Genomic DNA, 23,286 nt, shown 5'->3' with positions numbered 1-23,286 from the left:
TGTACGCTGGAAGATATCGAAAGGAGATATTGTATTATGAGTCTGGTACCAATGGTCATCGAGCCGACCAATAGGGGCGGCGAGCGTTCGTATGATATTTACTCCCGTCTGCTGAACGACCGTATTATCATCCTGTCCGAGGAAGTCAACGACGTGACGGCCTCGCTGGTGGTCGCGCAGCTGCTTTACCTGGAGGCGCAGGATCCGGATAAGGACATTTCGTTCTATATCAACAGCCCTGGCGGTTCCGTTACGGCGGGTATGGCGATTTACGACACGATGAATTACATTAAGCCTGACGTATCGACCATCTGCATCGGTATGGCCGCTTCCATGGGCGCATTCCTGCTCGCGGCCGGCGCCAAGGGCAAGCGCTATGCGCTGCCGAACAGCGAGATCATGATCCATCAGCCGATGGGCGGCGCGCAGGGGCAGGCTTCCGATATGAAGATCCACACGGACTGGATCCTCAAGACGCGCGACAAGCTGAACCGTATCCTGGCGGAAAACACCGGCAAGCCGCTTGAAATTATCGAACGCGATACAGACCGTGATAATTTCATGGGCGCGGCGGAGGCTGTAGAGTACGGCCTGATCGATAAGGTATTTGATAAGAGATAAATATACCGGGACGACCATCGGGGCGAAAATCCGCCCCGATGGTTTGTCCGTTTGCAACACAGACCATTTCTGAGGTGAATTATGCCGAACAAGGACGATACAAGAGGGCTGAAATGCTCCTTCTGCGGGAAAACGCAGGATAAGGTGCGCAAGCTGATCGCAGGCCCCGGCGTTTATATCTGCGACGAGTGCATCAATGTGTGCAGCAGCATCCTCGAGGAGGATTTTGGCATCCACCATCCATCCGTACCCGCACAGGACTACGAGGACGCCGCGCCGGAGGATATGACCGAACTGCCCACGCCCAAGGAACTGAAAGAGACGCTCGACCAATATGTCATCGGGCAGGATAAGGCGAAGGTGGCGCTGTGCGTCGCCGTCTATAACCACTATAAGCGCATTTTCATGGGCGGCGACGACGTGGAACTGCAGAAGAGCAACATCCTGATGCTGGGGCCGTCCGGTTCCGGCAAGACGCTGCTTGCGCAGACCCTGGCCAAGACGCTCAAGGTGCCGTTTGCCATCGCGGACGCGACGACGCTGACCGAGGCGGGTTACGTGGGCGAGGATGTGGAAAACATCCTGCTGCGCCTGATCCAGGCCGCGGATTTCGACGTCGAGCTGGCGGAGCGCGGCATCATCTATGTCGACGAGATCGACAAGATCGCGCGCAAAAGCGAAAACCCCTCGATCACCCGCGACGTTTCGGGTGAGGGCGTACAGCAGGCGCTGCTGAAGATGCTGGAAGGCACGACGGCGAACGTCCCCCCGCAGGGCGGGCGCAAGCATCCGCACCAGGACTTTATCCAGGTCGACACCACGAACATCCTGTTTATCTGCGGCGGCGCGTTCGACGGGATCGAAAAGATCATCCAGAACCGTACGGGCAAGCAGGGGGTCGGTTTCGGCGCGCAGGTGCACAGCCGCGAGGAAAAGGATATTTCCGCGCTGCTCGCACAGATCGAGCCGCATGACCTGATGAAATACGGCCTGATCCCTGAGCTGATCGGCCGCCTGCCCGCGATTGTCGCGCTGGATAATCTGGATGAGGAAGCGCTTGTGCGCATCCTGACAGAGCCGAAAAACGCGCTCGTCAAGCAGTATAAGAAGCTGTTTGAGCTGGACGGCGTGGAGCTTGCGTTTGACCGCGAGGCGCTTGTCCGCGTGGCGCAGATCGCAACCGAGCGCAAAACCGGCGCGCGCGGCCTGCGCGGCGTGCTGGAGGACGTGATGACGAACATTATGTATGAAATCCCGTCCGACGAGGCCATTGAAAAGGTACGGGTGACGAAGGCTGTGATCGACAGGGCGGGGGAGCCTGAGATCGTGCGCGGCAAGAAGCGCGGCGAGAAACCGCAGCCGACAGAATTTGCTGGTTAAAAGTTCTGAATATTGGGGAATTTGGGGCGTCGGTACCGATTTACCGCGCCCCTTTTGCCTATTTTGGGATAGGATTCCGCTTGCAAAAAAAGTCGGATTATACTATACTAAAACAAATGGGCTTTTGAAAGAAGCAAACCCCTGCATGAGGAGTTGAAAATATGCCAAATAATGAAGAAAAAGCGATCCGGCTGCTGCCTGTCCTGCCGCTGCGCGGGCTGACGGCATTCCCGGAAATGCTGATTCATTTTGACGTAGGCCGCGCCATGTCGATTAAGGCGCTGGAAGCGGCGATGAAGGATGGCCAGGTCCTGTTCCTGACCGCGCAGCAGGAGCTGAAGCTCGACGAACCGGGTCCTGGCGACCTATACCAGGTCGGTACGATCTGCATCGTCAAACAGATCCTGCGGCTGCCCGGCGACAATATCCGCGTACTGGTGGAAGGGCGCGCACGCGCGATGGCGCACGAGTTTATCCAGGGCGAGGGCGACCCTGCCTGCCTGTTCGCGCAGGTCGAGGTGCTGCACGACGAACCGGTGACCGCGCCGGAACGCCGCGAACAGGCGCTCATCCGCACGGTGCAGGACCGGTTTGACCAATATGCGCAGCTTGCGCAGCGCGTTTCCAACGATGTCGTAGTCACTGTCGCCTCCGGCGGACAGCCGGGCTACCTGGCCGACTTTATCGCGCAGAACATGGCGGTGGATTACGACGTCAAACAGGATATCCTGGAGGAACTCGACCCGATCCGCCGACTGACCAGCGTGATCCGGCTGCTGACCGACGAAGTCGAAATTTTAAAGCTGGAAAACGAAATCCAGGACGAGCTGAAAACCCAGATCGATAAAAACCAGCGCGACTATTACCTGCGCGAGCAGATCAAGGTAATCCAGAGCGAGCTGGGCGAGCAGGATGCTGCGGCGGAGGCGGAAGAGTACCGCGAAAAGGTACAGGCGCTTAAGCTGCCGCAGGAAATTGAAGACAAGCTGCTGCGTGAAGTCGACCGCATGGCGAAGATGGGCGGCGCGACGGCGGAAGGTGCGGTAATCCGTACATACCTCGATAGCTGCATTGAATTGCCCTGGGGTAAGGAGACAAAGGACAAACTAAACCTCGAGCGTGCCCGCAAGGTGCTCGACCGCGACCATTACGGCCTGGAAAAGGTCAAGGAGCGTATCCTTGAATTTATCGCGGTGAAGGCGCTTGCGCCGGATCTCAAGGGGCAGGTATTGTGCCTTGTCGGCCCCCCGGGCGTCGGCAAAACCTCGATTGCAAAATCAATCGCCGAGTCCATGGGGCGCAAATACGTGCGCCTGTCGCTTGGCGGTATGCGCGATGAGGCGGATATCCGCGGCCACCGCAAGACCTATATCGGGGCGATGCCCGGCCGTATCATGGCGGCGATGCGCCAGGCCGGCAGCCGCAACCCGCTGATGCTGCTTGACGAGATTGATAAGATGGGCAACGATTTCCGGGGCGACCCGGCTTCCGCCATGCTGGAGGTGCTGGACAGCGAGCAGAACTTTGCGTTCCGCGACCATTATCTCGAGCTGCCGTTCGACCTGTCGGACGTGCTGTTCGTGACGACGGCGAACGACCTCGGCACGGTGCCGCGCCCGCTGCTCGACCGCATGGAGGTCATCGAGCTTTCCAGCTATACCGAGGAGGAAAAGCTCCAGATCGCCAAGCGGCACCTGCTCCCGAAGCAGATGAAAAAGCACGGCCTCAAAAAGACAAACCTGTCCGTGGATGATACGGTGCTGCATGATATCATCATGGGCTACACCCGCGAGGCGGGCGTCCGCGCGCTGGAGCAGGTGCTTGCCAAGCTGTGCCGCCGCACGGCCAAGCAGGTCGCGGACGGCGAAGCCACAAAGCTGACCGTTACGGCCGAAAACATGGAAAAGGTGCTCGGCGTGGCGCGGTACAAGGATGACATCGTGTCCGGCCGCGACGAGGTCGGCATCGTAAACGGCCTTGCCTGGACGAGCGTGGGCGGCGAGATGCTGCAGGTCGAGGTTTCGGCCATCGAGGGCACCGGCAAGATCGAAATCACCGGCAACCTCGGCACGGTGATGAAGGAAAGCGCCCAGGCGGCGGTCACCTATGTGCGGTCGCGCGCGCGGACGCTGGATATCGACCCGATGTTCTATAAGAATACCGACCTGCATATCCACTTCCCCGAGGCGGCGATCCCTAAGGACGGCCCCTCCGCAGGCATCACCATGGCGACGGCGATCGTGTCCGCGCTGACTGACGCGCCGGTGTACGGCAACGTCGCGATGACCGGCGAGGTCACGCTGCGCGGCCGTGTGCTGCCGATCGGCGGCCTGCGCGAAAAGACGATGGCGGCGTACCGCGCAAAGATGAAAACCGTCATCATCCCCAAGGAAAACGAATCCGACCTGCAGGAGATCGAACCGGTCGTGCGCGACAACGTCAAATTTATCCTTGCCGAGCACATGGATACCGTCATGGAGCACGCAATTGATTTCTCGCGCCGCGCGGCCAAGAAACTGGAACCGGCGGGGCAGGGGGAAAAGGATGCGCTGCCCATCCCACAGGCGACCGCCCCGGCGGCGACCGCCATCCGACAATAAGAATGAAAGACAAAAGGTGAACATGCTGAATTTGCACCGGGCGGAGTTTATCCGATCCGCCGTAAAAATGGACGATTGCCCGCACGACGGGCTGCCGCAGATTGTATTTGCAGGCAAATCAAACGTCGGTAAATCGTCGGTCATCAACCGGCTGCTGAACCGCAAGAACTTCGCGCGCGTCGGCGGGCAGCCGGGCAAGACCGTACACATCAACTTCTTTATGATCGATGAACGCGCCTACTTTGTCGACCTGCCGGGCTACGGCTATGCCAAGGTATCCAAGGCGGAGAAACAGCGCTGGGGCGAGCTGATTGAGGAGTATTTTGCGGACGCGGGCATCACTATGGGGTTCCAGATCGTCGATATCCGCCACAAGCCCACGGCGGAGGATAAGGTCATGACCGACTGGTTCCTGGGTACCGGCGTGCCGTTTACCGTCATCGCAAACAAGCTCGACAAAATAAAAAAGAGCGAGCGCGAAGCCAGCTTACGGCTTATCCGCCAGACGCTCATGCTGCCCGAAGAGGTCGCGGTCGTGCCGTTTTCCGCTGAGAAGGGCGACGGCCGGGACGAGGTGCTGGAAAAGATTTTGACGCAGGTAGGGGAATGACATGAAATTTGTAAGGATTCTTCTGGACGACGAATACCAGTGGGGCGTGCTGGAGGGCAAGTATGTCCGCCTGATCGACGGCGCGCCCTATGAGGGCTGGAGCTATCTCGGCACTGAGCTCAAGGCGTCGAAGGCCAAATTCCGTGCGCCGGCGGCGCCGGGGAAGATCGTGTGCGTGGGCAAGAATTACGCGGACCACGCGGCGGAACTGGGCATGGAGGTGCCGGATCAACCGATCCTGTTCCTTAAGCCCTCGACCTGCGTCAACGACCCGGAAGCCGAGATCCCGTATCCGAACACGGTGGGACGGCTGGACTATGAGGGCGAGCTGGCGGTCGTGATCGGCCGCACCGCAACGCGCATCAAGCCCCAGAATGCCGACCGTTATATCTGCGGCTTCACCATCTTAAACGACGTGACCGCCCGCGACGTGCAGCAGAAGGACGGGCAGTGGACGCGCGCCAAAAGCTACGACGGCTTCGCGCCGATCGGGCCTTGCATCGAGAGCGACCTCAATTACTGGGACGTGCCGGTGATCACGAGGCTGAACGGCGAGGTGCGCCAGCAGGGGGATACGAAGCAGTTCCTGTGGGATATCCCGGCGCTGCTCGCCTACATCACCGAATGCATGACGCTGGAGCCGGGCGATATCGTTTCGACCGGCACGCCCGCAGGGATCGGCGCGATGCAGATCGGCGACACGGTGGAAATTGAGATCCCGGGAATCGGCGTGCTTCGGAATACGGTCGGCCGCCGCAAGGGGGACGTCCGGGCGTAACCGCCGGGATAAGACAGCAATAGTAGGTTGAGAAGGGAATCATATGCTTAATTGGCTGCGCAGGCTGATGGTTGGCCGCTATGGCGGCGATCAGCTCAACAATGCGTTTTTGGTTTTGTGCCTGCTTCTGGTTGTGCTCAATTGGCTGACCAGATGGCGGATTTTTATGCTGTTCGGTTTGGCGCTGCTGCTCCTGTGTTATTTCCGTATGTTTTCGCGGAACATCCAGGCGCGCTATGCGGAAAACCAGAAATTTTTGAAGTTCTGGGGACCGCTGTCCGCGAAGTTCCGCAATAAGTCCGCACAGTTCCAGGACCGGAAATTCCACAAGTACCTGAAGTGCCCATCTTGCAAAGCGACCCTGCGTGTGCCGCGCGGAAAAGGGAAGATTCATGTCACATGCCCGAAATGCAGGCATCAATTCACGACAAAGTCGTAGAATTGGTAAAAAAAACTTCAAAAGGCATTGCAATTTCCTGCCAACTGCGCGATAATAAAGAAAACACCATGAGTCATCATGAGAGGAGCTTAGAACATGACGGTTGAGCAAATTATGGACAAGGTCTACACCAAGCTTAACAATAAGGATTTTAGCGGTACGGAAGGCAAGCTGGCCGTACAGGTTAATTTAACCGGCAAGGTCGGTGGCGTCTTTTATATTGAGATTCTGGATGGCGTGCTCTCCGTGATGCCTTATGAATACATTGATAAGGATGCCGCTATTTCCGTGACGATGACCAACCTGGATAAAATCCTGAGCGGCAAGCTCAAGGCTTCCGTGGCCATCGCGGAAAGCAAGATGAAGGTGGAGGGCAACATCGATAAGGTGCTTCTGCTCGATACGCTGTTGCAGCAATAATTTCAAATAGCCAGTAAGGGAGGCGCTGGGTTACGGCGGCCTCCCTTGTCTTTTGCGTTAAATTGACGACTTATAAAAAGCCCCCGGATGCAGTCATTTGCATCCGGGGGCTTTTTTAATGTGCCTTACCATCAATCAAACAGGCTGCAAATGGCGCGCCAGATTTCCTTGAGGACATTGCCCAGCCGCGTCAGGAAATTGCCTTCCGCATGGAAGTCCTCGTCCCGGGATACCGCATCCTTGTCGTCGTCCACCTTGATGGCGTCCGTGCGCAGGATGACTTGCAGGCTGGTGGGGGCGGGGTTCCGCGCGGAGGTAAAAGAGATCGGGGTTGCTCCCGCATCCATATTGAGAAGGTTGTTGTCTTCGCCGGTATGGCTATCCCATTCGTCGTCGATCAAATCCTTGACCGTATCCTTCGCATTTTGGATCACGCCGGTCTGCCCAAGCCCGTCGGCCGCTTGGTTGAGGGCGTCGATCAGGCCGTCCAGCGTTTTTTCCGTGCCGGTGTTGAGCTGCTTGCCGCCCTTTTCCAACAGGTCGCGGAAGCGTGTCAGGAATGCGGTTGCATCGGTGATACCGCCCCTGGCCGCGTCTGTGAAGGTTTTTGCATCCTCCAGCGCCTGCTGTGCGTCCGGCTCGTAATCGTTCAGGATTTTATCCAGGCCGTCGAGCTGGTCGAGCAGGTCGTCTGCAATGTCCGTAACCTGCGAGGCGACCGTGCCCATTTCGTTCAGCTGGCCGGCAAGGTCGGAAATATCGCCGTTGTACTTCGCCACAACATCCAGATAGCTGTTCAGCGTGTCGTTCAGCTCCCAGAGCCGCTGGGTGATGCTGTGCTTGTCGTCCTGCCCAAGCAGTTCACAGACGTTGCTGAGGCTGGATACCACGCTGGCAAGCGGGCCGTACAGGTCGCCGACAATGCCGTTGACCTCGTCAAGCTTGGAGTTTACGCCCCCGATCACGCCGTTGACCGTGCCGACCTGTTCCTGCGCGTCCTTGAGCTGCTGCTCCAGGGAACCGTCCTGCATCATACCCCATAGCTTTTTCTGTTCCGGGGAAAGCGAATCGGCAAACCCTGCGTTAAACGCGGTTTCATCAAAGGCATCGCCGGCCTGCGCCTGTGCCTGTGCATAAGCCTGCGCATAGGCCTGCTGGAGCGCCGCGACGGCAATTTTGATCTGGCCGACGGTCTGGCCATCTACGACGAGGTCATCCAGGTTGACGCTGCCCACGTCGGAGATTTCCGGCGGGCTGCCGAGGTATTTTCGCAGGCTGTCAAGGCTCCAGCTCAGCACGTCGAACTGGTCGCCGAGGACGCGCAGGTCGTCGCCGAGGTCGTCCGCCACGTCCTTGCGGTAGCCGTCCTGCTTCTTGAGATCTTTGAGCATATCCTGCAGCTTTTCTACATCCTTCTGCGTCTTTTCAATACTATGCCGCGTATCGGATAACTGGCTTTTTAGGCCGAGCGCTGTTTGCACCATTGCGTCCATCTGTTTTTTGGTATCGTCCAGCGCATTCTGCGCCACGGACAGGTGGCCGTTTACCGGTTCGAGCGCGGCGTTGACCGCATCCAGGCTGGCCAGCGCGCTGTCCGCGCTATCGTATACCCCGCCTTTGCCGGATGCGATGATGCGGCGCGCCTGGTCGAGCGCGTCCAGGCCGTAAGACGTGGCGTACAGGCTGCCCTGCATGGCGCCCATCGTGCTGAGCAGTACATCCAGGCTGTCGTTGATCGCTTCCCCGGAATCCTCCACCTTATCCTTGACCTCGCGCAGGTCGGCAATCTGGTCAAGCTGCGAGAGGGTGGCGGGCACCATCAGGAAATACAGGCCGCTGAAGGAAAAATCGTCTGAACCGATGCGCAGCGTAAAGGTCTGCGTTTCCCCAGGCAGCGCCATAAAGACGACGGCGGTCATGCTGCCGATCGACTGTACTTGCGCGCCCGGCGCTTCGATGGAAAGCGCGTCGTCCGCATCAATGATGGTAGCCGCCTGCAGGATCATATTGTTCCGGAAATAGGGGTCTGCGCCCGGGTTCGGGGTTGCGTCGACCGTGATTTCCACCAGCCCTTGCTGGCCTGCAAGCTCCGCCGCCTCTTTGGGTACGCCGTTAAGCTTATAGCCGATTTTGAGCGACCAGGGCAACCCGGATACCGGCGCGGACGTCTTGCCCTCGAAGTAAAAGCGCGCGGGCGTATCGTCCGTAAAGTGGAAGGTCACGGAGCCGTCGCCGCGGTCAGGCTCGGTATAATCCGTCATATTGATAATCTCATCGTAGTCGCCGTAATCGGTGACCGAGTCGGCGCCGTTGCGCAGGTAGGTCTTGACGATGCTGCTCTCCTGCGGCGTGCCGTCCGGCGAAAGCGTCACATAAAGCGCCTCGGAATGGGAGGGTTCGAGCGCGCCTGCTGCCGACAGGAACGGCGAAAGCGATACGCATACCGCTAGCGCCGAAGCCGCGATACGCTTTGCGGCATTACTTCTTGCCGACGGCGTCCTCTTCCTTGGTTTCACGCGAAAGGCCTCCTTTCGATTCGTCATGATGCTTCTTTTCCGCTTGTTTTGCCAAATCGGGAAGCTTTGGCAGCTTGTGCAGCTCGCCAAGCTTCGGAAGGTGCATCCCGGTGTTCCCTTCCGGCACCTGCAGGTCATCCAGGCGTTTGCGGTGCTTCGCGCGGCGGATCGTGCGGCGGTTCTGCTGCCGGTGGATCTGCTGGTCGAACGCACTGAGCAGCGCCGGGAGCAGCGACAGTACAAGCAGCATGGACAGTAGTGCGCCGCGCCCCACCAGCCGGCCGACCTGGGAGATCGCTTGGATGGAGGAGGTGAAGTACAGCAGGTAGCCGACCACCGTGAGGATCGAGCCGGATGTGAGGATCGACAGCGCGCTGCGGCTGATCGCCCGTTCGGCGGCTTCATGCCGTTCGTAGGTTTTGCGCGCATCCAGATAGTTGTTCGTCATCAGGATGGAATAGTCGATGGTCGCGCCCAGCTGTAGGCAGCTGACAATAATGTAGCCGATATAGACCATGCTGTCGCCAATCAGGTACGGGATCGTCATATTGAGGTAAATCGCGATTTCGATCGGGATGATGACGAACACCGGCACGAGCACGGAGCGGAAGGTCAGGAGCACCACGATGGCGACGCCGATCAGCGACAGGATGGATACCCGGTTGTAGTCGTGCGTCAGGATGTCGCGGATGTCGATCGTCGTGGCGGTCATGCCGATGACATAGGAGTCCTCGGGGTAGTACCGCTTTACAACGTCGGTCAGCTTTTGATTGCAATCGAAGGCGTAGGCGCTTTCCTGCGCGGTCTTCATGGAGATCAGCACGCGGGCATACTGGTCGGTATGTAGCTTTTCCACCAGGTCGGGCGGGAGGAAATCCTCCGGGATGCCCTTGGGCAGGACGCCGGCCAGCGAAAGCGCATAGTTCGTAAAATCGAGGTCGCCGAGCGCGGTGGTAAGCGCATGCTCGCGTACGTTGGATTGCCGCGGGACGATCGCCAGCACGACGTTTGATTTGCCGAACACCGCATCAATCTGCTGCGTATCCTCGTGGTAGCGTGTGCCGGGGCCGGCGCCGAGCGCTTCGTCGCCGTAGTAAAAGGCGTTCAGCCCCTGCCCGAAGTAACAGGGCACCGCCATGAGCAGCGCAAAGACAAGTACCGGCCAGCGGATCTTATGCATGGCGCGGGAAAATTTGTCGAACTTCGGAAGGAACGGCCGGTGCGCCGTTTTTTCAATTTTGCCGTTGAAGCGTAGGATAAGCGCCGGCATGAGCAGCAGCACGGACGCAAGCGAACACAGGATGCCCTTGGTCAGCACGAATCCCACGTCTTTGCCGATGGAAAATTCCATCAGCGCGATCGCAAGGAAGCCCACGATCGTGGTCGCGCCGCTGGCCAGGATGGATTTGCACGCTTCCCGCAACGCCAGTACCATGGCCTGTTCCAGCGGGATGCCCTGCTGCTTATACGCGGTAAAGGTGTGCAGCAGGAAGATGGAGTAGTCCATGGAAACCGCAAGCTGCAGGATTGCCGCGGTGGAGAACGTGAAAAAGGAGATCGACCCAAACATCAGGTTGGAACCCATATTGAGGATGATTGCGACGAGCATGATGGAAATAAACAGGATCGGCTCAAACCATGAAGTCGTCGTGAGCGTCAGGATCGCGAAGATGATGACGATGGAAATAACCATTGCGATCGCGATTTCACGTGTGATCGTCTCCTGGCGGGATTTGCTGGACACCGCGCTGCCGGAAAAGCAGCTGCGGCTGTCACCGGTGATTTCATAGATTTCGTCCAGCGCCTGATGGGTCTCCTTGTCGGAATCGCCGCCCTTGAACATGATTTCAAAGACCGCGTTGCCGTCCTTGTAGAATTCATCGGTCAGGTCGTTCTGGACGAACCCTTCGCCCATGTACACGTCGGTCATGGCGTCCGGCCCGACGACGAGATCCACGCCCTCGACCTTGGATATTTTTTTGCGGAGCTGCTTGGCCTCGGACATCGACACATCCTTCACCATGATGCGCGCCATGCCGGGATAGCCGAACTCGCGCTCCATGACGTCCAGCGCCTGGCGGGTTGGCGCGGATTCGGGCAAATATTCACTTAAATCATAATTTACACCAACGAACGGATAACAAAGCAGGCAGGCGATCGTCAATATAAAGAATATTTTTTCGATCCATTTACGCTTTTTTACGGCAACTGTCAGTAAACGGTCAAAGACTTTGTTTTTCATCTTTTCCTCCGTTATCCGATAATGTGTTGATTTTCTTCTTTGTTTGGATTATAATACCTTACAAGGAAGAATGCAAGCGGTTTACACAAAATATTTTCCCATACTGATAAGGAATACAGCGAATTGTCTAATATTGTGAAAGGCAATTTGACATGTTGTGAAAGCGGGGAGGCGAGAGGGATGACGGAGCCAAGGGAGGACAGGCGCGTGCGGCGCACCCACCGCATGCTGAAGCAAGGGCTGGCGGAACTGATGCAGGAAAAGGACTTTAAGGATATCACGGTCAAGGACATCACCGACCGGGTCGATATCAACCGCGGCACCTTTTATATGCACTATACGGGCATCTACGACCTGCTCGAACGCCTGGAAAATGAAACGCTGCTGGATTTCCAGCAGATGCTGGATGCTTACCGCGCGAGCGGCAACCTGCAAAACCTGCACGGGCTGCTGACCTCTATTACCGATTATATTGCGGCGAATGCCGAGATTTGCCGCAGCCTGTTCCAGAACCGCGCCTCGACCGACTTTACGACGAAGTTCCAGCAGCTTATCCGCGAAAGCGGCACCGACCTGATCCACACGGGCTATCCCGCGGCTACGGACGAGGCGCTTGGCTGTTTTTTCAGCTTTGTGACCTATGGGATGATCGGACTGATCAAACGCTGGCTTGATACAGGGATGCGGATGGAAAAACAGGCGCTAGTCCTGCGCTCCGAGCGCCTGATCGCGGGCGCGGCCGGCAGCCTGCTGCCCATATAAGGACGGTTTGTGAGAGAAAATAAGAAACGGGAGGGACACCCTTTGGGGCGTCCCTCCCGTTTCTTATTGTTTTACCGGCCTGCGCCCAGCGGCGTCAGACCAGGCAATAGGCGACTGCGCTGCAGTCCGCCGGCAGGCCGAGATCCTGCTCCGGCGCGCCCCAATGCCAGTCCACGTTGAACAGCATTTGGGAGATCACGCCCGAAAAATGCAGCATCACAATGCCGATGTTGAGCTTCTCGTTGACTTCGTCCGTGTGCTCGTCCTTTTTGACGACCAGGATGACCTTGCCGTTGTCGAGGATAAAGCCGTAAGGCTGGCGGTTCAGATAGCTCGGGGACAGGCTGGCCGCATAGAGCGCCCGCCAGAGAGCGCTGTCCGTGTCGCCAATATCCTCGATCGTGGATTTGCCGCCCCATTTCTGGATGTGCACCAGCTCGTCGATGCTGAGCTTGGGGGAGTAGTACTCGCGCTCCACATTGATATCGATATTCGACATGCTCTTGATGTTGAGGCGGATTTTCTTCGAGGTGCGCTGGCCGTAGCCGAATGCGACGATCGCGCCGATGCGCTTGCCCGATTCGATGCCCAGCGCCTTTTTGACCTCTTCGCCGTCGCTGAAGGTGATCCAGCAGCTACTCAGTTCCAGTTCCGTCATTTTGAGGATCATGTCCTCAGCAATAAAGCCTGCATTTTCAATATAATGGTCGGCTTCGTCGGACAGGATCACCATATAGCAAGGCGCGCCGATCATAAAGCCCTGGTAGCCGGCGGTGCCTTCCAGCTTTTCTTTCACATCGCGCTCAAAAATGCGCATCTGTACGTCAATGGAAGGGACGAGCCGTTTGCAGCGGCCAAAATACGTTTCAATTTCATCCACTGTCAGTGCGGGGACGGGGGTATCCCAAAAGGCCCTGACCGATTTGCGGACCTGTGACATTGCGCTGTAATCCATAAAATCACTCCTTTTCGTCAAACGCCGCCTGCCGGGAGGGCAGGCCATACTATATGGGGCTAACATTATGAAAGGGGGTTCCCTTTGGATAAACCGCGGGGGAGATTGCGTGTGCTGTTTTTATATTCACAGACTAGCACAGCCCCCGCAGGCTGTCAATACATGGCTTGCAAAATACCTGTAGCCGTGGGGACGCATATACCTTAGGATACCCAGCGAGCGGTGGGGTATGTATACGGCTCAGTCAAGCGTGCGGGATATCGGTATGGTTTGCGATCTCGTCCGATACCGTGCACAGGTCGTCCACCGACAGGGCGTGCACATCGTCATGCGCCGTGATGCGGGCGAAGGTCTTCAGTTCCTCGTTCGAGCAATTCAGGAAATTCGCCACACGCTGGGCGCTCTGGTCGATTTTGAGGCGCGCCCGCAACGCGGGGTCCTGCGTTGCAACGCCGACGGGGCACTTGCCAGTGCCGCAGATGCGGTATTGCTGGCAGGCTGCGGCGATCAGGGCGGCGGAAGCGATCGCGACCGCGTCCGCGCCCATGGCGAGCGCTTTGGCGAAATCCGGGGACACGCGCAGGCCGCCCGTGATCACAAGGTCGATCGGGGCGCCGCGTTCGCGCAGGTATTTCTTCGCGCGGTGCAGCGCATAGATGGTGGGCACGCTCGTCGCGTCCCGGACAAGCTGGGGGCTTGCGCCCGTCGCGCCGCCGCGCCCGTCGATCGTGATAAAGTCGGGTTCCGCGAAGACGCAGTATTCGAGATCCTTCTCAATCCTGCCCGCCGCGATTTTGATGCCGATCGGGCGGCCTTCGGAGGCATAGCGGAGCTGGGTCACCAGGTTGCGCAAATCTTCCTTGCTGTCCACGCCGGGGAAGCGGGAAGGGCTGATGACGTCCTGCCCCAGCGGCTTGCCGCGGATCGCCGCGATTTCCGGCGTGACCTTGCCGCCGGGGAGATGGCCGCCCATGCCGGGCTTGGTGCCCTGGCCGATCTTGATTTCGATCGCGTCCGCACGGCGCAGGTTTCCCGGCGTCACGCTGTACAGGTTGGGCACATACTCAAAAATATATTTGTAGGCCGCGTCGCGCTCTTCTGGCAGGATACCGCCCTCGCCGCTGCACATCGCGGTTTTGGCCATGGCGCTGCCTTTCGCCAGTGCGATTTTGACTTCCTTTGACAGCGCGCCGAACGACATATGCGAGATATAAACCGGGCTTTCAAGCACCATCGGCTGCTTGGCGTGCTTGCCGATCACGGTGCGCGTGCTGACGGGCGCATGCTCGTCAAGCGGGAGGGGATTGAGCTGTGCGCCGAGCAGCAGGATATCGTCCCACCCCGGCACCGGGAGCTGCGTCCCCATCGCTGCGATGATCGGCCGGCCGGTCTGCGCCATTTCATGGATGCTGTCCATATGCCGGCAATCGGGGTCGCGTCGGGCATAGGCGCCGTCGTATATAAGCCCATCCTCCGAGACCGGGGCGGCCGTCCCCGGCTCGTCCTGCCGCTGGAAGACATCGCGGGGATGCCCGCAAATCGGGCAGCGCTCCAGGCTGTCAAACGGCGCGCGCGCGTCGTCAAATACATAACCGCAGACCGAGCATTTGTATTTTGCCATTTACTTCGCCTCCTATTAGTACCTGTTGTGCATCCATTATATCATACCTGCACAAGAAGCACTATAAAAACAAATGATGGTTTGTGCTTATTTTCCATATCCGGGGAGGAACGCCGCATCCCGCACAGGGCTTGCTTTTTGTATCGGGAACAAAATTTATCGTGTCAATCAAACGTTTTTTATGGTATAATAATTCGGTATAAGAATCAGGAGGAATGTCATGCTGCATTCGAAATTGGAACGGATCCTGCCCAATGTCCAAAAACCCGCGCGTTACGTGGGCGGCGAGTGGGGTTCCGTCATAAAAGATAAAGGGGCGGTGGACCTGCGGTTTGCGTTCTGCTTCCCGGACGTATACGAGGTCGGCATGTCCCACCTCGGTTCCCGCATCCTGTATGGCCTGCTCAACGACCAGGAAGGCGTCTGGTGCGAGCGGGTGTTCGCCCCGTGGGTGGATATGGAAAAGGAGATGCGGGAGGCGGATATCGCGCTTTACGGGCTGGAGAGCGGCGACCCGCTGCATCAGTTTGATATCATCGGGTTTACACTGCAATATGAGCTGTCGTTTACCAACATCCTTAACATGCTGGATCTGGGCGGCGTACCGGTGCTTGCAGCCGAGCGCGGGGGGCTTAAAAACCTCGTCGTGGCGGGTGGGCCGTGCGCCTATAACCCGGAACCGCTTTGCGACTTTGTCGACCTTTTCATGATCGGCGACGGCGAAGAGATTATGCTCGACCTGACGACGCTGTTCCGGGAAGCGGTGCGCGGCGGCTGGTCGAAACACGATTTCCTGAAAAAGGCCGCGCATATCCCGGGCATGTACGCCCCGACGCTGTACGAGGTCTCTTACCATGGCGACGGCACGATCGCGGCGGTCGAGCCGCGCGACGGCGCGCCCGCATTCGTACAGAAGCGTATCGTCAAGGATCTGGATACGATGTATTATCCGGATTATTTTGTCGTCCCCTCGACCGATATTGTGTTTGACCGCGCGATGATCGAGCTGTTCCGCGGCTGCCCGCGCGGCTGCCGCTTCTGCCAGGCGGGCCATACATACCGCCCGCTGCGCACCAAATCGCCCGAGGTGCTGCAAAAGCAGGCGGAAGCCATCCTGAAGCACTCCGGCTACGAGGAGATCTCGCTTTCGTCGCTGTCCACGAGCGATTACGGATGTTTGAGCGAGCTGACGGACAGCATGCTCAATTACTGCGAGCCGAACCATATCAGCCTTTCGCTGCCGTCCCTGCGCGCGGACAGCTTTAACGTGGAGCTGATGGAGCGCGTGCAAAAGGTGCGCAAAAGCGGGCTGACCTTTGCGATGGAGGCGGGCAGCAAACGCCTGCGCGACGTCATCAATAAAAACCTCGAGGAAGAAGACCTGCTGAACGCCTGCGAAATCGCGTTCCGCGGCGGCTGGAACAATATTAAGCTGTATTTCATGATCGGCCTGCCGACCGAGACCTCGGAGGATCTCGACGGCATCGCGGAAATTTGCAAAAAGGTCGCCTATACCTGGCGCATGACCACAGCCAACCGCGCGCGCGGCGTCAAGGTGACGGCTTCGGCTTCGTGCTTTGTGCCCAAGCCGCAGACGCCGTTCCAGTGGGACGCGCAGAACACCCTGCCCATGCTGGCAGGCAAGCAGGACTATATGAAGAAGATTATGAAGACCAAAAACGTGACCTACAATTGGCACGATGCGAAGACCTCGGTGCTGGAGGGCGCGATCGCACGCGGCGACCGCCGCCAGGGTAAGGTTATCTATACAGCCTGGAAAAACGGCTGCGTGTTCGACGGCTGGGATCAGCTTTTCAGCCTGGACAAATGGCTGGAAGCCTTCGCTGCCTGCGGCCTCGACCCGCTCTTTTACTCCGCCCGCCAGCGCCCGCTCGACGAGCTGTTCCCCTGGGACCATATCGGCTGCGGCACGACGAAGGCGCATTTAAAGCGCGAGTGGGAGCGCTCGCGCGACGCGGTTCCCACGCCGGACTGCAAGACCAAGTGCGCCGGCTGCGGCGCCAACGCGCTGCTGGAAGGGGGGAAGTGCTGTGTTTAAGGCCCGCATGAAATTTGCCAAGGAAGGCCGCGCCAAGTACATTTCCCACCTCGACCTGATGCAGGCCATGCAGCGCGCGATGGCACGCTGCCAAATGCCGCTGTGGTTTACGGAGGGCTTCAACCAGCACGCATACGTATCGGTCGCGCTGCCGCTCTCGACAGGTTTTTCCGGCGAATGCGAATTCCTGGACTTTAACCTGCTGTCGGAGACCGTGCCGGAGGGCGCGGTCGGCGCGGTGAACAGCGCGTTCCCGGAAGGGCTGCGCGCCATTGAAATCTATCCGCTGTCGGACGGCGGCATGAAGGTTGCGGAGATCGCATATTCCCGGTACCTCGTCACCTACCGCTTCGCAGCGGGCGTTCCGGAGGACTTTGCAGCGGACGTGCGCGCGCTCTTTGAACGTGATACGGTGGAAATCCTCAAGCGTTCCAAACGCGGCGAAAAACTCGTCAATATGCGCGAGCTGATGCGCGGTTTGACCGTTGAAACCGAGGGAAATACTGTAAAGGTAAATACTGTTACAGCGGCGGGAAACAACAACCTCAGCCCAGAATATATCACAAAAGCAATCAAACAGTATCTGCCGCAGTATAAAATTGAGGACGCGGCCTATCACAGGCTTTGCGTGTACACGGAAGACATGCGGCCGTTCCGCTAAACACAGAAGGAGCAAGGGGATTCATGACCAAAGCACGCGTGGTGCCGGAGGAGCAAATTCGGCGTCAAATGGATTTTATCGACTTTATCGGGCACATGAACCGGGATAAAACAGAGAAAAACGGTGAAAAGTGCAAAGCCTTTACACATACCTACGGATGCCAGCAGAATGAGGCGGATACACAGAAAATCGCGGGAATGCTGCGGGATATGGGCTATGAAATGACCGAAGATGCGAAGCAGGCCGACGTGATCGTGCTCAACACCTGTGCGGTGCGCGAAAATGCGGAAAACCGCGTGCTCGGCAATGTCGGCGCGCTGGCGCACCTGAAGAAACAGAAGCCGGGGCTGACAATCGCCCTTTGCGGCTGCATGGTGCAGCAGGAGCACATGGCGGAGAAGGTCAAGAAGAGCTACCCGCAGGTCGACCTCGTGTTCGGGACGCACGCGCTCTGGCGTTTCCCCGAGCTGCTTTACCGCACACTGACGGGCGACCGCCGCGTGTTTGATATTTCGGGCGACGCGGAAGGCGAGATCGCGGAGGGGCTGCCCGTCCTGCGAGACGGCAAGGCGCACGCCTGGCTGTCCATCATGTATGGCTGCAATAACTTCTGCACCTACTGCATCGTGCCCTATGTGCGCGGCCGGGAACGCAGCCGCCGCCCCGAGGCGATCGAGGCGGAACTGCGCGAGCTGGTCGCGGCGGGTTACCGCGATATCACGCTGCTGGGGCAGAACGTCAATTCCTATGGCAAGGATCTGGATCTGGAGATCGACTTCTCCGACCTGCTGCGCCGCCTGAACGGGGTGGAGGGGGACTTCCTGCTGCGCTTTATGACGAGCCACCCGAAGGATGCGTCCCACAAGCTGTTCGACACGATGGCGCAGTGCGGCAAAGTCGCAAAGCAGCTCCACCTGCCGTTCCAGTCGGGCAGCGACACGGTGCTGCGGCGCATGAACCGCGGCTATACGGCGGAGCAGTATCAGGCGCTCATCGCGTATGCGCGCAGCCGGATGCCGGGGCTGGTCGTATCGAGCGACATCATCGTGGGCTTCCCCGGCGAAACGGCGGAGGACTTTGAAGGCACGCTCCGCGTGGTGCGGGATACCGGCTTCGATATGCTGTATACCTTCCAGTATTCCAAACGCAGCGGCACGCCCGCCGCGGACTATGACGACCCAACGCCGCAGGCGGAAAAGCAGGCGCGGTTCGAGCGCCTGCTCGCGCTGCAGGACCAGTGCGCGGAGCCGCGTATGCTGGCCTATCAGGGCAAGCGCCTGCGCGTGCTGGTGGACGGCGAAAGCCGCCACGCGGAATACCCCTATACCGCGCGCACGGACGGCAACCTGCTGGTCTATTGCGCGGGGGAACGTCTTAAGGTCGGCGAGTTTGCCGATATTGTCATCGAAAAGGCCGCGCTGCGCAGCCTGTACGGGCGGCAGCAGGAAGCATAGATAGAGAGAAGAGGGGACAAATGGCCGAACTGACGCCCATGATGCGGCAGTATTTTGAAATCAAAAACCAGTATAAGGACTATATCCTGTTTTACCGCCTGGGCGACTTTTACGAGATGTTTTTTGAGGACGCCAAGCTTGCGTCCAAGGAACTCGAACTGACGCTGACCGGCCGCGACTGCGGGCAGGAGGAACGCGCGCCGATGTGCGGCGTGCCGTACCACAGTGCGGAAGCCTACATCGCACGGCTGGTGCGCAAGGGGTATAAGGTCGCCATCTGCGAACAGATGGAGGATCCCAAAAGCGCCAAAGGGCTGGTCAAGCGTGAAATCGTGCGCATGATTACGCCCGGTACGGTCATTGAAGCCTCCATGCTGGACGAAAGCCGGAACAACTTCCTCGCCTGCATTTACCAGACGGCGGAGGACGCCGGCCTGTGCTTCGCGGATATCTCGACGGGCGAGGTCTTCGCGACCGCGCTGGCCGGGCGCGAGATGCAGCGGGAACTGTTGTCCGAGCTTGGGCGTTTTGTGCCGCGCGAGGCGCTGGTCGGCGGCGCAGCCGCCGCCAACGAGGAGATGCTGTCCTTCCTGCGCGAGCGGCTCGCGTGCAACATTGAACCCATGCCGGAGGACGCTTTCGAGCCGTCGGCCGCGCGCAGCCGCATCGAGGAGCGGTTCGGGACGGAGGACTTTGACGCGGCGGGGCTTGCCGGGCAGCCGGTTTTGGTGCAGAGCCTTGGGGGACTGCTGGCGTACCTGACGGAAACGCAGAAAAGCAGCCTTGCAAACCTCAATACGCTCGAGGTGTACCGCCAGTCGCAGTATATGGAGCTTGACCTGACCGCGCGCCGTAACCTGGAACTTTGCGAGACCATGCGCACCAAGGAAAAGCGGGGCACGCTGCTCTGGGTGCTCGACCGCACCAGGACGGCGATGGGCGCGCGCTTGCTGCGCCAGTGGGTGGAAAAACCCCTGCTGAACCCCATTTACATTAAAAAACGGCAGGATGCGATCGGCGCGCTGCTGTCCGATATCGTGGCGCGCAGCGCGCTGACGGACGAGCTGAAAAAGATTTTTGATATGGAGCGCCTGATTGGCCGCATCGTGTACGGCACGGCGAATTGCCGCGACCTGCGCGCCCTGTTCTGCACGATGGAGCGCCTCCCTGCGGTGCGGCAGGCGGCGGGGCTGTTCGGCGGCGCGCTCCTGCGCGAGCTGACCGGGCGCATCGACCTGCTGCAGGACGTGCGCATGCTGATCGACGCCGCCCTGGTCGAGGAACCGCCGGTCTCCGTGCGGGAGGGCGGCTTCATCCGGCCGGGCTACAGCGCGCAGGTCGACGAGCTGCGCGAGCTGTCCTCGGGCGGCAAGGGCAAGATCGCCGAGATCGAGCAGCGCGAGCGCGAGCGCACGGGCATCAAGGGGCTGAAAATCGGGTACAACCGCGTATTCGGCTACTATATTGAGGTCTCACGCGCGAATTCCGATCTTGTGCCGGAGGATTACATCCGCAAGCAGACGCTTGCAAACTGTGAACGCTACATTACGGAAGAACTGAAAAAATACGAAAATACCGTGCTCGGCGCGCAGGATAAGCTGACCGCGCTCGAATACGAGCTGTTCTGCGAGCTGCGGGAAAAGACGGCGGAGCAGGTGCACCGCGTGCAGCGCACCGCGCAGGCGCTGTCCAATCTGGACGTGCTGTGCGCGTTGGCCGAGGTCGCGCAGGATTATCACTATGTTTGCCCGGATGTGGACTTTTCCGGGCGCGTCGATATCCGCGACGGCCGCCATCCTGTGGTAGAACGCATGCTCGAGGGCAACCTGTTCATCCCGAACGACACGGTGCTGGACGGCGCGGACAACCGGGTGGCCATCATCACCGGCCCCAACATGGCGGGCAAATCCACCTACATGCGCCAGGTGGCGCTGATTGCGATCCTGGCGCAGATGGGTTCCTACGTCCCGGCGGCGTCGGCGCATATCGGCGTGGTCGACCGTGTGTTTACGCGCGTCGGCGCGTCGGACGACCTGGCGAGCGGGCAGTCGACCTTTATGGTCGAGATGACCGAGGTGGCCGATATCCTGAAGAATGCGACGAAGAACAGCCTGCTCATCCTGGATGAAATCGGGCGTGGCACTTCCACATATGACGGTATGTCGATCGCGCGCGCCGTGGTCGAGTATGCCGCGGATAAAAAGAAGATTGGCGCGCGCACGCTGTTCGCCACCCATTACCACGAGCTGACCGCACTCGAAGAACTGGTGGACGGTGTCAAAAACTATAATATCGCGGTCAAGAAGCGCGGCGACGACATCACATTCCTGCGCAAGATCGTACGCGGCGGCGCGGACGACAGCTATGGTATCGAGGTGGCGAAGCTTGCGGGCGTGCCGGGCGCGGTAATCCGCCGCGCCAAGCGCATCCTGGAGGACCTCGAGCGTGACGCGCCCAAGATCGAGGTGCGCGCACTGACGGACGACACGGACGAGGCGCCGCAGGTCACCATGACCGACCTGGGCGGCAACCAGGTGGCCGACCGCCTGCGCGCGCTGAATGTCGATACCATGACGCCCATCGAGGCGATGAACGCGCTGTATGAACTCAAGAAACTGCTTTCGTGACGGATTAGGATTTCGCGGCATGGTTTGGTTACTGGGCGAGAAGATGGACGGTGAAAGGAGCACGCAGATTGGCGGTTATTCATGAGCTATCCTCCCACCTGGCCGATTTGATTGCTGCGGGCGAGGTCGTGGAGCGGCCCGCCTCGGTGGCAAAGGAGCTGGTGGAAAACGCGATCGATGCGGGCGCTGCCCGTATTACGGTCGAAATAGAAAACGGCGGCGTGACCTATTTGCGTATCGCGGACGACGGCTGCGGCATTGCGCCGGAGGACGCGCCGGTCGCCTTCCGCCGCCACGCGACGAGCAAGCTGCGTACGGAGGAAGACCTTGCGGCGATCGGCACGCTTGGGTTCCGCGGGGAGGCGCTCGCGGCCATCGCGTCGGTTTCCCGTATCGACCTGCTCACAAAGCAGCGCGGTGCGCTTGCCGGGACGCACCTGCACCTGGAGGCCGGTCAGATCACGGAGCAGGAGGAGGCCGGTTGCCCGGAGGGCACCACGCTCGTCATCCGCGACCTGTTCTTTAACACCCCGGCGCGCATGAAGTTCCTCAAAAAGGATTTTACCGAGGCGGGATATGTGATGGGGGTCGTGCAGCATGCGGCGCTTTCCCATCCGGAAATCGCCTTTACGCTGATCCGCGACGGCAAGCAGGTGTTTGCAACCGCGGGCAACGGCAACCTGATGACCCCGGTGTTTGGCGTGTTCGGCCGGGAGCTGACCGAAGTGATGCTGGAAATCGAACCGTTTGAACGGGGGGGCGTGCGCGTCTGGGGCTACATCACCAAGCCGCACAGCCCGCGCCCGAACCGCTCCATGCAGCATTTCTTTGTCAATAACCGCTACATAAAAAGCAAGGTTATGCAGGCCGCGCTGGAGGAAGCCTACCGCAACAAGATTATCACGGGCAAGTACCCCTGCTGTGCGCTGTTCCTGTCCCTGCCGTTGCATATGGTGGACGTCAACGTCCATCCGGCCAAGACCGAGGTCAAATTCGCGCAGGAAAAGCAGATTTTCGAAGCGGTATACATTGCCTGCAAGAATACNGAGCGCATGATCTTCAACCGCCTGCGGCAGACGGAACAGCTGCCCGTGCAGCAGCTCCTCGCGCCGGTTGTGGCGGAACTGCACGCCGCGCAGGCCGGGGCGGTGCAGGAACATATCGAAGAGGTGCGCGCGGCCGGGTTTGACATCGAGCCGTTTGGCGCGGACAGCTTTGCCGTGCGCGCCGCACCGTCCTATCTGGACAGCGCGGATATCCCCGGTACGTTGGCGGAAATTGCGGAAAAGCTGCTGACCAGCCGCGCGCCGGTCACCGACCGCCTGGACGACCTTATCCATATGGTCGCGTGCAAGGCGGCGATTAAGGCGGGCAGCCATTCGAGCATGGCCGAGCTGCAAAGCGTGTGCGACCGCGTGCTCGGCGACCCGGAAGTGACCTGCTGTCCGCACGGCCGCCCGGTCACCGTGCGGCTGACGCGCTATGAGCTGGATAAGCTCTTTAAAAGGGTCAATCAGTAAAATAAGCGGCAAGGAGGACGT

At 59.2% G+C, this 23,286-nt stretch carries 17 protein-coding genes; 13 read left to right on the top strand and 4 right to left on the bottom strand.

Annotated elements, in window-relative coordinates; all coding sequences use genetic code 11:
* Positions 1 to 36 precede the first annotated feature (36 nt).
* From clpP to CZ203_RS02890, 7 genes are all read left to right on the top strand, one after another.
* Complete coding sequence (gene clpP / locus CZ203_RS02920; RefSeq protein ID WP_087064690.1) at positions 37 to 621, top strand: ATP-dependent Clp endopeptidase proteolytic subunit ClpP; 585 nt, start codon at positions 37 to 39, stop codon at positions 619 to 621.
* Positions 622 to 702: 81 nt separating this feature from the next.
* Positions 703 to 2,001: an ATP-dependent Clp protease ATP-binding subunit ClpX gene (gene clpX, locus CZ203_RS02915; protein WP_087064689.1), complete on the top strand. Its 1,299-nt coding sequence runs from the start codon at positions 703 to 705 to the stop codon at positions 1,999 to 2,001.
* A 161-nt stretch (positions 2,002 to 2,162) separates the two neighbouring features.
* Positions 2,163 to 4,601: an endopeptidase La gene (gene lon, locus CZ203_RS02910; RefSeq protein WP_087064688.1), complete on the top strand. Its 2,439-nt coding sequence runs from the start codon at positions 2,163 to 2,165 to the stop codon at positions 4,599 to 4,601.
* Positions 4,602 to 4,623: 22 nt separating this feature from the next.
* The gene (gene yihA, locus CZ203_RS02905; RefSeq protein WP_087064687.1) at positions 4,624 to 5,211 is read left to right on the top strand and encodes a ribosome biogenesis GTP-binding protein YihA/YsxC; all 588 of its coding nucleotides are present in this window, start codon (positions 4,624 to 4,626) and stop codon (positions 5,209 to 5,211) included.
* A 1-nt stretch (position 5,212) separates the two neighbouring features.
* The gene (locus CZ203_RS02900; RefSeq protein ID WP_087064686.1) at positions 5,213 to 5,989 is read left to right on the top strand and encodes a fumarylacetoacetate hydrolase family protein; all 777 of its coding nucleotides are present in this window, start codon (positions 5,213 to 5,215) and stop codon (positions 5,987 to 5,989) included.
* A 43-nt stretch (positions 5,990 to 6,032) separates the two neighbouring features.
* Positions 6,033 to 6,428, top strand: coding sequence for a zinc ribbon domain-containing protein (locus tag CZ203_RS02895; RefSeq protein ID WP_087064685.1), 396 nt, complete (start codon positions 6,033 to 6,035; stop codon positions 6,426 to 6,428).
* Between the two features lie 96 nt (positions 6,429 to 6,524).
* Positions 6,525 to 6,848, top strand: a complete 324-nt coding sequence (locus tag CZ203_RS02890) for an SCP2 sterol-binding domain-containing protein (RefSeq protein WP_087064684.1) — start codon at positions 6,525 to 6,527, stop codon at positions 6,846 to 6,848.
* Between the two features lie 131 nt (positions 6,849 to 6,979).
* On the opposite strand, the gene CZ203_RS02885 is transcribed toward CZ203_RS02890, so the two are convergent.
* Positions 6,980 to 9,364 carry a hypothetical protein gene (locus CZ203_RS02885; protein ID WP_087064683.1) on the bottom strand — a complete coding sequence of 795 codons (2,385 nt, stop codon included), beginning with the start codon at positions 9,362 to 9,364 and terminating at the stop codon, positions 6,980 to 6,982.
* The gene (locus CZ203_RS02880; protein ID WP_087064682.1) at positions 9,327 to 11,606 is read right to left on the bottom strand and encodes an efflux RND transporter permease subunit; all 2,280 of its coding nucleotides are present in this window, start codon (positions 11,604 to 11,606) and stop codon (positions 9,327 to 9,329) included. The genes CZ203_RS02885 and CZ203_RS02880 overlap by 38 nt, the downstream gene beginning before the upstream one ends.
* A gap of 180 nt (positions 11,607 to 11,786) precedes the next feature.
* Between CZ203_RS02880 and CZ203_RS02875 the strand changes: the two genes are divergently transcribed.
* Positions 11,787 to 12,368: a TetR/AcrR family transcriptional regulator gene (locus CZ203_RS02875; RefSeq protein WP_087064681.1), complete on the top strand. Its 582-nt coding sequence runs from the start codon at positions 11,787 to 11,789 to the stop codon at positions 12,366 to 12,368.
* 94 nt (positions 12,369 to 12,462) lie between these two features.
* Here the strand turns inward: CZ203_RS02875 and CZ203_RS02870 are convergent, their stop codons facing one another.
* Both CZ203_RS02870 and CZ203_RS02865 read right to left on the bottom strand, forming a co-directional pair.
* Positions 12,463 to 13,323, bottom strand: a complete 861-nt coding sequence (locus CZ203_RS02870; protein ID WP_159456331.1) for a nitroreductase family protein — start codon at positions 13,321 to 13,323, stop codon at positions 12,463 to 12,465.
* Between the two features lie 244 nt (positions 13,324 to 13,567).
* Positions 13,568 to 14,944, bottom strand: coding sequence for a glutamate synthase-related protein (locus tag CZ203_RS02865; RefSeq protein ID WP_087064679.1), 1,377 nt, complete (start codon positions 14,942 to 14,944; stop codon positions 13,568 to 13,570).
* Between the two features lie 220 nt (positions 14,945 to 15,164).
* Between CZ203_RS02865 and CZ203_RS02860 the strand changes: the two genes are divergently transcribed.
* The 5 genes from CZ203_RS02860 to mutL are packed head-to-tail and all read left to right on the top strand — an operon-like array spanning position 15,165 to position 23,265.
* Entirely contained in the window at positions 15,165 to 17,003 is a 1,839-nt protein-coding gene (locus CZ203_RS02860) for a TIGR03960 family B12-binding radical SAM protein (protein ID WP_087064678.1), read from the top strand.
* A complete protein-coding gene (locus tag CZ203_RS02855) occupies positions 16,996 to 17,664 on the top strand; it encodes a TIGR03936 family radical SAM-associated protein (protein ID WP_087064677.1) in 669 nt (222 codons plus the stop codon). Before CZ203_RS02860 ends, CZ203_RS02855 begins: the two co-directional genes overlap by 8 nt.
* Positions 17,665 to 17,687: 23 nt before the next feature.
* Positions 17,688 to 19,118: a tRNA (N6-isopentenyl adenosine(37)-C2)-methylthiotransferase MiaB gene (miaB, locus tag CZ203_RS02850; RefSeq protein WP_087064676.1), complete on the top strand. Its 1,431-nt coding sequence runs from the start codon at positions 17,688 to 17,690 to the stop codon at positions 19,116 to 19,118.
* 20 nt (positions 19,119 to 19,138) lie between these two features.
* A complete protein-coding gene (mutS, locus tag CZ203_RS02845) occupies positions 19,139 to 21,745 on the top strand; it encodes a DNA mismatch repair protein MutS (RefSeq protein ID WP_087064675.1) in 2,607 nt (868 codons plus the stop codon).
* Between the two features lie 50 nt (positions 21,746 to 21,795).
* The gene (mutL, locus tag CZ203_RS02840) at positions 21,796 to 23,265 is read left to right on the top strand and encodes a DNA mismatch repair endonuclease MutL (protein WP_456236178.1); all 1,470 of its coding nucleotides are present in this window, start codon (positions 21,796 to 21,798) and stop codon (positions 23,263 to 23,265) included.
* Positions 23,266 to 23,286: the final 21 nt, after the last annotated feature.

This window comes from Intestinibacillus massiliensis (assembly GCF_900155735.1).
GTDB classification, from domain to species: Bacteria; Bacillota; Clostridia; order Oscillospirales; family Butyricicoccaceae; genus Intestinibacillus; species Intestinibacillus massiliensis.
The sequence above is the reverse complement of the archived record's forward strand: the minus strand, read 5'-3'. Positions and strand labels throughout refer to the sequence as shown.

Coding starts and splice junctions, on each gene's coding strand:
- CZ203_RS02890 (WP_087064684.1), top strand. CDS start 6,525: ATGACGGTTGAGCAAATTATGGACAAGGTCTACACCAAGCTTAACAAT.
- miaB (WP_087064676.1), top strand. CDS start 17,688: ATGACCAAAGCACGCGTGGTGCCGGAGGAGCAAATTCGGCGTCAAATG.
- CZ203_RS02865 (WP_087064679.1), bottom strand. CDS start 14,944: ATGGCAAAATACAAATGCTCGGTCTGCGGTTATGTATTTGACGACGCG.
- yihA (WP_087064687.1), top strand. CDS start 4,624: ATGCTGAATTTGCACCGGGCGGAGTTTATCCGATCCGCCGTAAAAATG.
- CZ203_RS02860 (WP_087064678.1), top strand. CDS start 15,165: ATGCTGCATTCGAAATTGGAACGGATCCTGCCCAATGTCCAAAAACCC.
- CZ203_RS02900 (WP_087064686.1), top strand. CDS start 5,213: ATGAAATTTGTAAGGATTCTTCTGGACGACGAATACCAGTGGGGCGTG.
- CZ203_RS02880 (WP_087064682.1), bottom strand. CDS start 11,606: ATGAAAAACAAAGTCTTTGACCGTTTACTGACAGTTGCCGTAAAAAAG.
- clpP (WP_087064690.1), top strand. CDS start 37: ATGAGTCTGGTACCAATGGTCATCGAGCCGACCAATAGGGGCGGCGAG.
- lon (WP_087064688.1), top strand. CDS start 2,163: ATGCCAAATAATGAAGAAAAAGCGATCCGGCTGCTGCCTGTCCTGCCG.
- clpX (WP_087064689.1), top strand. CDS start 703: ATGCCGAACAAGGACGATACAAGAGGGCTGAAATGCTCCTTCTGCGGG.
- CZ203_RS02875 (WP_087064681.1), top strand. CDS start 11,787: ATGACGGAGCCAAGGGAGGACAGGCGCGTGCGGCGCACCCACCGCATG.
- CZ203_RS02895 (WP_087064685.1), top strand. CDS start 6,033: ATGCTTAATTGGCTGCGCAGGCTGATGGTTGGCCGCTATGGCGGCGAT.
- CZ203_RS02870 (WP_159456331.1), bottom strand. CDS start 13,323: ATGGATTACAGCGCAATGTCACAGGTCCGCAAATCGGTCAGGGCCTTT.
- mutS (WP_087064675.1), top strand. CDS start 19,139: ATGGCCGAACTGACGCCCATGATGCGGCAGTATTTTGAAATCAAAAAC.